This is a genomic window from Falsiroseomonas oryzae, from assembly GCF_027856955.1.
In the GTDB taxonomy this organism is placed as follows: domain Bacteria; phylum Pseudomonadota; class Alphaproteobacteria; order Acetobacterales; family Acetobacteraceae; genus Falsiroseomonas; species Falsiroseomonas oryzae.
Genome location: NZ_JAPSMD010000178.1, coordinates 1 through 10,686, shown reverse-complemented (window position 1 = coordinate 10,686; position 10,686 = coordinate 1). Strand labels below are relative to the sequence as shown.

At 68.6% G+C, this 10,686-nt stretch carries 12 protein-coding genes; 9 read left to right on the top strand and 3 right to left on the bottom strand.

Translation table 11 applies throughout. From position 1 onward, the window contains the following. The 3 genes from OZN99_RS17090 to gap form a co-directional block, all read left to right on the top strand. A partial coding sequence (locus OZN99_RS17090) for a hypothetical protein (protein ID WP_270936467.1) occupies positions 1 to 557 on the top strand: 557 nt, incomplete at its 5' end. Positions 558 to 742: 185 nt separating this feature from the next. Further along, on the top strand, positions 743 to 2,689 hold the full coding sequence (gene tkt / locus OZN99_RS17085; protein ID WP_456299884.1) for a transketolase: 1,947 nt from the start codon (positions 743 to 745) through the stop codon (positions 2,687 to 2,689). A 26-nt stretch (positions 2,690 to 2,715) separates the two neighbouring features. Next, positions 2,716 to 3,732 (top strand): type I glyceraldehyde-3-phosphate dehydrogenase, encoded by a 1,017-nt coding sequence (gene gap / locus OZN99_RS17080; protein WP_270936466.1) that lies wholly within the window; start codon positions 2,716 to 2,718, stop codon positions 3,730 to 3,732. 152 nt (positions 3,733 to 3,884) lie between these two features. Here the strand turns inward: gap and OZN99_RS17075 are convergent, their stop codons facing one another. Further along, a complete protein-coding gene (locus OZN99_RS17075) occupies positions 3,885 to 4,304 on the bottom strand; it encodes a DUF6636 domain-containing protein (RefSeq protein ID WP_270936465.1) in 420 nt (139 codons plus the stop codon). 27 nt (positions 4,305 to 4,331) lie between these two features. Here OZN99_RS17075 and OZN99_RS17070 point away from each other — a divergent pair, with 27 nt between their 5' ends. Beyond that, positions 4,332 to 5,537 (top strand): phosphoglycerate kinase, encoded by a 1,206-nt coding sequence (locus OZN99_RS17070; RefSeq protein ID WP_270936464.1) that lies wholly within the window; start codon positions 4,332 to 4,334, stop codon positions 5,535 to 5,537. A 161-nt stretch (positions 5,538 to 5,698) separates the two neighbouring features. Continuing rightward, positions 5,699 to 5,908 carry a hypothetical protein gene (locus tag OZN99_RS17065; RefSeq protein WP_270936463.1) on the top strand — a complete coding sequence of 70 codons (210 nt, stop codon included), beginning with the start codon at positions 5,699 to 5,701 and terminating at the stop codon, positions 5,906 to 5,908. 55 nt (positions 5,909 to 5,963) lie between these two features. Here OZN99_RS17065 and OZN99_RS17060 read toward each other — a convergent pair whose 3' ends face one another. Further along, a complete protein-coding gene (locus OZN99_RS17060) occupies positions 5,964 to 7,406 on the bottom strand; it encodes a hypothetical protein (protein WP_270936462.1) in 1,443 nt (480 codons plus the stop codon). A gap of 217 nt (positions 7,407 to 7,623) precedes the next feature. On the opposite strand from OZN99_RS17060, the gene OZN99_RS17055 reads away from it, so the two are divergent. The 3 genes from OZN99_RS17055 to OZN99_RS17045 all read left to right on the top strand — a co-directional run bounded on the left by OZN99_RS17055 (position 7,624) and on the right by OZN99_RS17045 (position 9,446). Then, positions 7,624 to 8,178: an NUDIX hydrolase gene (locus tag OZN99_RS17055; protein WP_270936461.1), complete on the top strand. Its 555-nt coding sequence runs from the start codon at positions 7,624 to 7,626 to the stop codon at positions 8,176 to 8,178. After that, a complete protein-coding gene (locus OZN99_RS17050; protein WP_270936460.1) occupies positions 8,175 to 8,591 on the top strand; it encodes a hypothetical protein in 417 nt (138 codons plus the stop codon). The genes OZN99_RS17055 and OZN99_RS17050 overlap by 4 nt, the downstream gene beginning before the upstream one ends. 243 nt (positions 8,592 to 8,834) lie before the next feature. Then, positions 8,835 to 9,446, top strand: a complete 612-nt coding sequence (locus OZN99_RS17045; RefSeq protein WP_270936459.1) for a PEP-CTERM sorting domain-containing protein — start codon at positions 8,835 to 8,837, stop codon at positions 9,444 to 9,446. A 171-nt stretch (positions 9,447 to 9,617) separates the two neighbouring features. Here the strand turns inward: OZN99_RS17045 and OZN99_RS17040 are convergent, their stop codons facing one another. Continuing rightward, positions 9,618 to 10,412, bottom strand: coding sequence for a creatininase family protein (locus OZN99_RS17040; protein WP_270936458.1), 795 nt, complete (start codon positions 10,410 to 10,412; stop codon positions 9,618 to 9,620). Between the two features lie 121 nt (positions 10,413 to 10,533). On the opposite strand from OZN99_RS17040, the gene OZN99_RS17035 reads away from it, so the two are divergent. Next, positions 10,534 to 10,686: SDR family NAD(P)-dependent oxidoreductase (locus OZN99_RS17035; RefSeq protein ID WP_270936468.1), on the top strand; the 153-nt coding region annotated here is incomplete at its 3' end.

Here is a 10,686-nt window from a genome sequence, read left to right as displayed (position 1 = left end):
GGCTGCGGCTTGCCCCCGGGCTGGCGCTGGCGCTGGTGCTGGCCCCGGCGGTCGCGCTGCCGGCGACACGCGACCTGCGGCTGGCGCGCAGCGGCATGTTCAACTGGGAGACCGGCACCTGGCGCCACGATGCGGAGGCCGGGCGCGCCGCGGTGGCGGAACTCGCCCGGCTGGGCGGCGGGCGGGCGGTGGTGGACAGCCTGGGCAACCTCGACTTCCTGGAGGTGATGGTCGGCTCCGGCGCGCCGCGCCTGTTCGTGACCAGCGCGGATGCACCCGCGCCCGACGTCGCGCTGCACGTGCCGATGGCCGCCCATCTGCACCGGCTGGGCGACCAGGCGCGGATCGCGCGCTACCTCGGGGATCCCTTCGGCCTGCGCGCCGGGGGCGAGGCTGCGGCGCTGGCCGCGCATGGCATCCGGGTGGCCGTGGTGCGGGACCCGGTGGCACGCGCGGCGCTGGACGCCTCCCCCTTGGCCGAGCGCGTCGCGGCCTGGCCGGACTGGACGCTCTACCGGCTGCGGCCGGAGGCCCTCGCGGCGGCCACGACGCCCTGAGGCCGGTCGTTCCGGCGGGTTGTCCGGGGGGCGGGGCGCCTCTATAGCGGCGGCGCCCTTCCGGCAGCCGTCAGGACCCCCCGTTGGCCAGCACCGAACCCGATACCCAGCCGCGCACGGAGCCCACCCCCGCCCAGGCGCTCCAGGCGAAGCTGCTGGCCCGGCCGGCGACCGAGACGCGGCGCATGGCCGATGCCATCCGGGCGCTGGCCATCGATGCCGTGGAGCAGGCGAAGTCCGGCCATCCCGGCATGCCGATGGGCATGGCGGACGTGGCGACGGTGCTGTTCAGCCGCTTCCTGAAGTACGACGCCGCCGATCCCCGCTGGCCCGACCGCGACCGCTTCGTGCTCTCGGCCGGGCATGGCTCCATGCTGCTCTATGCGCTGCTGCACCTGACCGGCCAGGCGGGGATGGGGATCGAGGAGATCCGCAACTTCCGCCAGCTGCACTCCCCTGCCGCCGGCCATCCCGAATACGGCGAGCATCCGGGCATCGAGACCACCACCGGCCCGCTTGGCCAGGGCATCGCGACCGCCGTCGGCATGGCGCTGGCCGAGCGTCACCTGGCCGCGCGCTTCGGCAAGAGCCTGGTGGACCACCGCACCTGGGTCATCGCCTCGGACGGCGACCTGCAGGAGGGGATCAGCCACGAGGCGGCGTCCCTGGCAGGCCACCTGAAGCTCGATCGTCTCTGCGTGCTGTGGGACGACAACTCCATCTCGATCGACGGCGACACCGCGCTGTCCTTCACCGACGACACGCTGAAGCGCTTCCAGGCCTATGGCTGGGCGACGCGCCGGGTGGACGGGCACGACCACGAGCAGGTCGCCGCCGCGATGGCCTGGGCGGTGCGCAGCAACAAGCCGACGCTGATCGCCTGCCGCACCATCATCGGCTTCGCCGCGCCCACCAAGGCGGGCACCGCGGCCAGCCACGGCGCGCCGCTGGGTGCCGCGGAAGCGGCGGCGGCGAAGTCGGCGCTGGGCTGGAACCACCCGCCCTTCGAGGTGCCGGAGGGGCTGAAGTCCCGCTGGGAGGAAGCCGGCCGGCGCGGTGCCGGCACCCGGCGGTCCTGGCTGAAGCGCCTGGCCAAGCATCCGCAGAAGGACGAGTTCGAGCGCGCCGTAGCCGGCAAGCTGCCGGAGGGCTGGCACGAGAAGCTGGCCGAGCTGCGCGCCCGGCACGCGGAGGAGAAGCCAAAGATCGCCACCCGCATCGCCTCCCAGCGTGCGCTGGAGGCGCTGGTGCCGGCGGTCGCGGAGATGGTCGGCGGATCGGCCGACCTCACGGGATCGAACAACACCAACGTGAGGGGCATCCCGGTGATCGCGCCGGGCAACTATGCCGGGCGCTACATCCATTACGGCGTGCGGGAGCACGGGATGGCGGCGGCGATGAACGGCATGGCGCTGCATGGCGGCATCATCCCGTATTCCGGCACCTTCCTGGTCTTCGCGGACTACATGCGCCCGGCGATCCGGCTGGCAGCCCTGATGCGCCAGCGCGTGATCCACGTGCTGACGCATGACAGCATCGGCCTCGGCGAGGACGGGCCGACGCACCAGCCGGTGGAGACCCTGGCCAGCCTGCGCGCCATGCCGAACCTGTGCGTCTTCCGCCCGGCGGATGCGATCGAGACGGCGGAGTGCTGGGAACTGGCGGTGAAGCGCGCCGACGGTCCCTCCGTGCTGGCGCTGACGCGGCAGAACCTGCCGGCGCTGCGGTCCGACAGCGGCGAGAACCGCTGCGCCCGCGGCGGCTACGTGCTGGCCGAGGCCTCCGGCGAGCGGCAGGCGACGCTGGTTGCAACCGGGTCGGAGGTGCATCTGGCGGTGGCCGCGCGCGACGCGCTGGAGGCGGAGGGCGTGCCGACGGCGGTGGTCTCGCTGCCCTGCTGGGAACTTTTCGCCCTGCAGGACGAAGGATACCGCGCCGGCGTGCTGGGCGCCGCGCTGCGCGTGGGCATCGAGGCGGCCGCGCCGATGGGCTGGGAGCGCTGGATCGGCGCTGACGGCATCTTCGTCGGCATGCAGGGCTTCGGCGCCAGCGCGCCGGCGGAGGCGCTGTTCCGGCATTTCGGCATCACCGCGGAGGCCGTCGTGGCCGCCGTGAAGAAGCGGTTGGCTTGAATTCCCCGGGGAAGGAACTGACGAACATGGCCGTGAAGGTTGCGATCAACGGGTTCGGGCGCATCGGGCGCCTGGTGCTGCGCGCGATGATCGAGAGCGGGCGCGACGACGTGGAATGCGTCGCGATCAACGACCTCGGCAGCGTGGAGGCGAACGCCCACCTGTTCCGCTACGACAGCGTGCATGGCCGCTTCCCCGGCGAGGTCGGCGTGGACGGCAACCGGATCCTGATCAAGGCGAACGGCCGCACCTACGCGCCGATCACCGTCAGCGCCGAGCGCGACCCGACCAAGGTGCCGTTCCAGGGCGTCGATGTCGCGATGGAGTGCACGGGCATCTTCACCAGCAAGGAGAAGGCCTCCGCGCTGCTGACCGCCGGCGCGCGCAAGGTGATCATCTCGGCGCCCGGCGACAACGCGGATGCGACCATCGTGTATGGCGTGAACCACAAGACGCTGACGAAGGAGATGACGGTCATCTCCAACGCGTCCTGCACCACCAACTGCCTGGCGCCGATCGCCAAGGTGCTGCACGAGAATTTCGGCATCCTGCGCGGCTACATGGTGACCATCCACGCCTATACCGGCGACCAGAACACCGTGGACACGCTGCACAAGGACCTGCACCGCGCGCGCGCCGCGGCGGTCAGCGCCATCCCGACCAGCACCGGTGCCGCCAAGGCGGTCGGGCTGGTCATGCCGGAGCTGAAGGGCAAGCTGGACGGCACGGCGATCCGCATCCCCACGCCGAACGTCTCGCTGGTGAGCCTGGACTTCGTGCCGCAGAAGGAAGGCGTCACGAAGGAAGCGGTGAACGCGGCGATGAAGGCGGCGAGCGAGGGCGAGCTGCGCGGCATCCTCGGCTACAACACCGCGCCGCTGGTCAGCATCGACTTCAACCACGACCCGCACAGCAGCACCTTCGACGCCACGCAGACGCAGGTTGTGGATGGCGGGCTGGTGCGCGTGCTGTCCTGGTACGACAACGAGTGGGGCTTCTCGAACCGCATGAGCGACACCGCGGGGCTGTTCGGGCGGCTCTGAACGGGGTGTGGCGCCGGCCCGGCGGGCCGGCGCCGCGCATCTGTCTGATCCTGTCACACCCAATGCGCGTCCGGGTTGAAGGCCTGTGTGGCAACAGGTCGAACGGACCGAGGCCCGCTGCGCTGGCCGGCGATTGAGCCCGCCGGGCGCCGTTAGAACAGCGTGAGCCGGCTGCGGCTGATCTGGAAGCCGTGGCCGGCGCCGTTGGCGCAGCGGAGGCCGGCTTCCTCCGATTCGCAGGTGACGCCCGCGCCGATCCAGCGCGCGCCGTAGCCCAGGACGAAGTCGTCCTCGTTGCGCAGCGCCGCGCCGCGGCACGGCGTCTCCGCGTGGCCGGTCGGCCGCAGCGACAGCAGGCCCGGCCAGGGCGGCGTGCAGCTCGGCACTCCCGGCGCCGTCGCGTCGAATTCCTGCGCCTGGCAGCGGAGCGCGCCGGCATCCCAGCGGCAGTGCACATTTCCTGACGGCGTCTGGAACGCCGGCGGGGGTGGTTGGAAGGCCGGCTGGGCCGATGCTAGGACCGGCGCCAACGCCATCGCCACCGAGATACGGACCCACGCGGTCATCGTCATTCCGTCTTCCCCGCCAGGACACGAGCCATGCCGTTCCGCACCCTCGACGACCTCGACCCTAGCACGCCCGCTGGCGGCAAGCGCGTGCTGCTGCGCGCCGACCTCAACGTTCCGGTGCGCGACGGCCGCATCACCGACCGCACCCGCATCGAGCGGCTCTGCCCCACCATCCGCGAACTGGCCGAGAAGGGCGCGCGGGTGATCGTGTGCAGCCATTTCGACCGGCCGAAGGGCAAGCGCGTGCCGGAGATGTCGCTGAAGCCGATGGTGGAGGCGCTGTCCACCGCGCTCGGCCGCCCCGTCGCCTGGGCCGATGACTGCGTCGGGCCGGAGGCGGAGGCCGCCGCGGCCGCGCTCAAGGACGGCGAGGTGCTGCTGCTGGAGAACACGCGCTACCACGCCGGCGAGGAGAAGAACGACCCGGCGCTGGCCGCGGGCCTGGCGAAGCTGGCCGACGCGTTCGTCAACGACGCCTTCTCCGCGGCGCATCGCGCCCATGCCTCGACCGAGGGCGTCGCCCGGCTGCTGCCGGCCTATGCCGGGCGGCTCATGGAGGCGGAGCTGAAGGCGCTGGACGCGGCGCTGGGCAATCCCGCGCGGCCGGTGGTGGCGATCGTCGGCGGGGCGAAGGTCTCCACCAAGCTCGACCTGCTGGGCAACCTGACGGGCAAGGTGGACGTGCTGGTGATCGGCGGGGCGATGGCCAACACCTTCCTCGCCGCGCAGGGCCACGCCATGGGCCGGTCCCTGCAGGAGGCGGAGATGCACGACACCGCGCGGCAGATCCTGGACCAGGCGGCGGCGAAGGGCTGCGAGATCCTGCTGCCGCTGGACCTGGTGGTAGCCGGTGAGTTCGCTCCGAATGCCGCGACCCGGACCGTGGCGGCGGACCGGGTGCCGGATGGCATGATGGCGCTGGATGTCGGGCCGGAGACGGTGGACGCGGTGGAAGCCCGGCTGCGCCGCGCCTCCACGCTGGTGTGGAACGGCCCTTTCGGCGCCTTCGAGACCCCGCCCTTCGACAACGCCACGGTCACCGTGGCCCAGGCGGTCGCCTCGCTGACCGCCTCCTCCGGGCTGAAGTCGATCGCGGGTGGCGGCGACACCGTATCCGCGCTGAAGCATGCGGGGGTGGCGGATCGGTTGACCTACGTCTCCGCCGCCGGTGGCGCCTTCCTGGAATGGCTGGAGGGGAAGACCCTGCCCGGTGTCGCGGCACTTGAGACGGCGTGAGGCCGGGGCTGCGTTAACCATCCGATAGGAATTGCACCGGCACAACTCAGGGTTTCTGGAAGGTTAATGAATGGTTGCCGCATGGTCCGGCCATGCGGCCCATCGGCGTTCCGCCCCGTTCGTTCCGCCTCCGCTTAACGCGGCGTTCAGAGTTGCGGCCCATGGTGCTGCGCATGATCGCCATGAACTCCCTCGCCGCCTTCACGGCGGAAGTCTCCCGCCTGCAGGGGCCGGTTCAGGCCCGCGCCGCCACCTCCTCTGCCGTGCCGGGCGCCACCGCGACGCCCGAGCCGATGCGCCGGTTGGACGCCCTGCCGCCGCCGCCAGCCTCGCCGCTGCCGCGCGGCTCGCTGCTCGACCTGAAGGTCTGACGGCCGATCCAGCCGTCAGCTCAAAGCCGATCTTGTGTCGTAGCAGGAGTTTGGATCAGCTCCACCAGGACGCCTGATACCAGCCGCCGTCTCCGAAATCGTCCCAGCGCCAGCCGTTCCAGACGTAGTCGTACTCCGAGCCTAGGCCGTAGAACCCAGTCGCGTAATACCCGTCGCTGCTAACATCAAGATAGCTGTAAGACCAGGCATCCCAATACCAAGTAGTATAGACTGTACCTTCTGCCGCCCAACCCAAATCATATCCATATTCGTATTCACCAGTTATGTAATAGTAACCGTAGCTGTCCCAAACCGTCGAGCCCCAGCTGTAATCCCGACTGTCATCGTAGAAGTAACCGCCCCACTGATCTCCGCTCCAAGCGTAGAAGACATAGGAGAAATAGGAATCCGGCGGCACAGCGTTCGCCTGGTACCATCCCCCGGAGCCAAAGTCGTCCCAGTTCTCTCCGCTCCATGCGCTGTCGTACTCCGAGCCGAGCCCATAGAAGCCGGTCGCATAGGAACCGCCGCTCGCAACCGACAGGAATGAGGCGGAGCTTGCATCCCAATACCAAGTCGTCAGAACGCGCCCCTCATCGATGCCGGACGAGCCTAGGTCATATCCATAAACATATTCGCTGCTGATATAGTAGTATCCATAGTCATCATAAATGATCGATCCTACGCCATAATCCTGAGAATCGTCATACAGAACACCCCCCCACTGATCCCCACTCCAGGCATAGAACACCCATGTATAGTAGCTATCTGAGGCCGGCCCGTTGGATTGGTAGAATCCTCCATCACCGAAGTCGTCCCAGTTCTGGCCGTTCCAAGTGTAATCATACTCGGACCCGAGGCCGGAATTCCCAGTGGCCCACCAACCACCGCTATAGACCGAAAGATAGTTTTGCGCAGTCTGATCCCAGTACCAGCTTGTTGTAACGTGCCCTTCCTTGATGCCGCTGCCAGCAGTAAGGTCGTACCCGTACTCAATCTCTGAACTTATGTAGTAGTAACCAAAGGAGTCATAGAGCACGTCGCCGACGCGGTAATCACGGCTGTCATCATAAAGAACGCCGCCCCACTGGTCGCCGCTCCAGGCATAGAACGTCCAGGTGAAGTACGAATCGGGCAGTTCCGCGCTAGCCTGATAGAAGCCGCCGTCTCCGAAATCATCCCACGCGGCGCCGTTCCAAGCGCGGTCATACTCCGACCCCAGACCGCCGGTGCCAGTGCGGTACATGCCAGCACTCTCGACAGTCAAAAATTGTCCCGAGTTGAAGTCATAATACCAGTTGGTATAGATATCCCCCTCGTTTATGCCGAACGAACCCAAATCGCGGCCCTGCGGGGTCTCACCAGAGATATAGTAGTATCCGCCATAATCATACAATACGGCGCCCGCATTATAGTCTACGGTGTCGTCGTAGAAGAATCCACCCCACTGATCTCCATTCCAAGCATAGAAAATATAGGAGAAGTAGCTGTCAGACATGGCGCTGGTCTCTCCCTATTTTCGAGTCTAAAGAACTAGAAAATGTATTATTGTTAATATTTTATAAACAGGTCGGCATGCTGTCAAGCGGTTTTGACACGGCAGCGCACTGTTTCACGACGGCCGCAGCGAGCTGGGCTACGCGCGGAACGGCCCGCCCGCGCTCCGTGATCACGCGCGGCTTGCGGGCCGCGTGGCGAAGCCGCACTTTCGGTCCATGTCCGCCGGCGCCGCCAACTTCGTCCGCCGCATTCCGGAAGGGGAGGACCGCGAGCGCCTCACCTGCGCCGATTGCGGCTTCGTCGCCTACGAGAACCCGAAGGTCGTGACCGGATCGGTCGTGGTCGTGGGGAGCCGAATCCTGCTCTGCCGCCGCGCCATCGAGCCGCGCCGCGGCTTCTGGACCATCCCCGCCGGATACATGGAACTGGGCGAGACGGTCGAGGAAGCCGCGAAGCGCGAAGCGCGGGAGGAAGCCTGCGCCGAGATCGCGATCGACGGCGTCCTGGCGCTCTATTCCATCGCGCGGATCGGCCAGGTCCAAGTGCTGTTCCGCGCGCGACTCGCCGCGCCCGGATTCGCCGCGGGGCCCGAAAGCCTGGAGGTCAGGCTGTTCGACTGGGACGAGATCCCCTGGGCGGAGCTCGCCTTCCCTTCGGTGCACTGGGTGCTGCGGGCCTGGCGCGAGGCCGGCCCCGGGCCGCTCGGCGCGCCGCGCACCAACCCGGTCGAGGATCTTCGGGGCACCACGCCCCTGGCGGAGGGCGCATGACCCGGATCGGCCTGCTCGCGACGGCGATGCTGCTGTTGCCGCTTCTGCCTGAGGTCGCCACCGCGCAGGCCCGCACGGGCGACGCGGCCTCAACCGCCGCACGCCCGCTGGGCCCGGGTGGCAGCCAGCCGCGCATGCCCAAGACGATGAACGAGCCGCTCGGCCTGACGCCGACCGATCGCACGCGATTCGACCCCGCGCCGGTGCCGAACCGCGCCATCGAGGCGCCGCCGGACCGCTTCGCCAACAGGCTCGATCCCACGCTGGAGCCGATGGTGCTGCAACCCGAGCGCCGCCAGGGCATGACCTTCGGCCGCGAGCATCTGCGCGACACCGGCCCCGACCGCCCCTTCGACAACATCCTGCCCGGCGCCCGGCTGCGCATCCCCTTCGAGAGCGAGGTGCGGAGGTAAGCTGTTTCGCGCCTGGGGTCACGCGCGCCGAAGGCAGCACGCCTGCATGAAAGCGTTCGGTCGGGGCAGGCAGGCGCGCCTTTCGGGGTCACTTGCAGCAGAGGCTCGTGAATTGCGGGGCACCTTTTGCCGTCCTTAAGGGCGAACGCCAGCCATGCGCGACGGGAGAATTTCTTATATTTCGCTTCTTATATAATGGAACAAACTTATACTTTCCCGGGTTGGCATGTCATGGGGTTGATAATGTTGCAGCTGTTTCCACACACGGCACTACTCGCCGTAGCGCTGGCGACAGGGGCGGCGCTGAGCGAGGCGAGCGCCGCGACCTTCACCCAGAACAGCGGCTTCGCTTTCGGATCCTGCCGCACACTCCGAAATACGGCGCCCTTCGCCACCGGAAACGTCCTGAACGGCACGCACAGGATCGGCGGGGGCTGCGGCGGCTATTTCGACGTGGACCTGGACACCTCGGCGAGAGTTATCACCCTTACGGGGCGGGAGCACGGCAACTACGGATTCGGCCAATTGGCAATCACCGGTATCACGGAGGCGGTCATCACCGGCGTCACGACCGTCAGCTATGTCCCGCTCTTCGACCCGGCCTTCTATGGTGGCTTTGTCGGTACTGCGGTTCCCGAGCCTCAGGTGAGCTTCACCAGCAACTCCATTACTGTCCTGTTCTCCGCCATCGGCCAAAGCCCCGACCAGTTCACCTATGATGGCGATCGCGGGCAGGCAGTGTTCACCTACAGCATCGCCGTCCCTCCTCCGACAGTGCCGGAGCCGGCGAGCTTGGCGATCCTCGGCGCCGGCCTGCTCGGCCTCGTGGGCCTTCGCCTCCGATCAGGGGGCTGAGCCCGGCGGGTCGAATGGTTGCGCCGCCCATGGCGAAGGCGTGTGCCCGTTCCGCATCAACAACTTGGTCGCGGCGACCTCTGTGTGACGCGCCGGGATCGTAAGCCCCGTCGAGAGCATGTGAGCTGTGCCGCCAGCAGGCAAATCTTGACGCTGCCGCGCACAGCGACGTCAGCGTCCGCCCCGCGCCCGCCCCGGCGCCCAGACCGCGTCCGGCGCCTGCCAGATCGAGGCATCTCGCAGCATCGCCGCCAACCCCTCGGCCATCGCCTCGAAGATCGCGCGCCCCGTCTCCGCCGTGGCCGCGCGCGGGTCGCCGCGCACGCCGGTCACCGGCGCGCGTTCCGCAAAGGACCAGAAGCGTGTCGCGGCCTGGTCGGCGGAGGAGAAGCCGCCGGGCGAGACGCTGTGCGGCACCTGGTCCTGCCGCACCTGCGCGGGATCCAGGTGCAGCCACAGGCTCGTCTCGCCCTCACAGGCGTGCTGTATGCCGGGCTGCGTCGTCAGCGCGTCGCGGATCGCCTGCGGCGCCAGCTTCGTCACGATGCTCGTCACCACTGGGATGCCGAACTCATGCGCGAGTTCGCGCGCGGAGACCGCCAGCGGCTCGATGTTGCCGCCATGGCTGTTGAGCAGGAACAGCTTGCGGAAGCCGTCCGCCATGATGGAGCGCACGACGCAGCGCAGCACGCCGTGGAAGGTGGCGTAGTCCAGGCTGATGGTGCCGCCGAAGGGGAAATGGTGCTCCGACAGGCCCATCCACATCGGCGGCAGCACCACGGCGGGCAGGTCGTCAGCCAGTTCCGCGCCGCGCACCGCGACGGCGTGGCCGATGAAGCTGTCGGTCCAGACCGGCAGGTGGGGGCCGTGCTGCTCCAGGCTGGCGACGGGCAGGATTACCACCGCGTCGCGCGCCGCCAGCGCGCGCAGCTCGGGCGCCGTCATCTTCTCCCAGCGGGTTTCCATCGCGCGTCTCCTGGCTGACCGGGACGCGAGGCTCCCGGGACGCGGCGGCGACGTCAACCGCCCCGGCGCTTGCCGCGGCGGGCCGGGGCGCCGAGACTGCCGGCACCACGGGAGGAACGGCATGGATCTCGGCATCGCGGGGCGTCGCGCGCTGGTCACCGGCGCCAGCCAGGGCATCGGGCGTGCGGTGGCGCGCGCGCTGGCGCTGGAAGGCGTGCGCGTCGCGGGCGCGGCGCGGCGCGTGGCGGATGTGGCCGCGCTGGCGCGGGAGGTC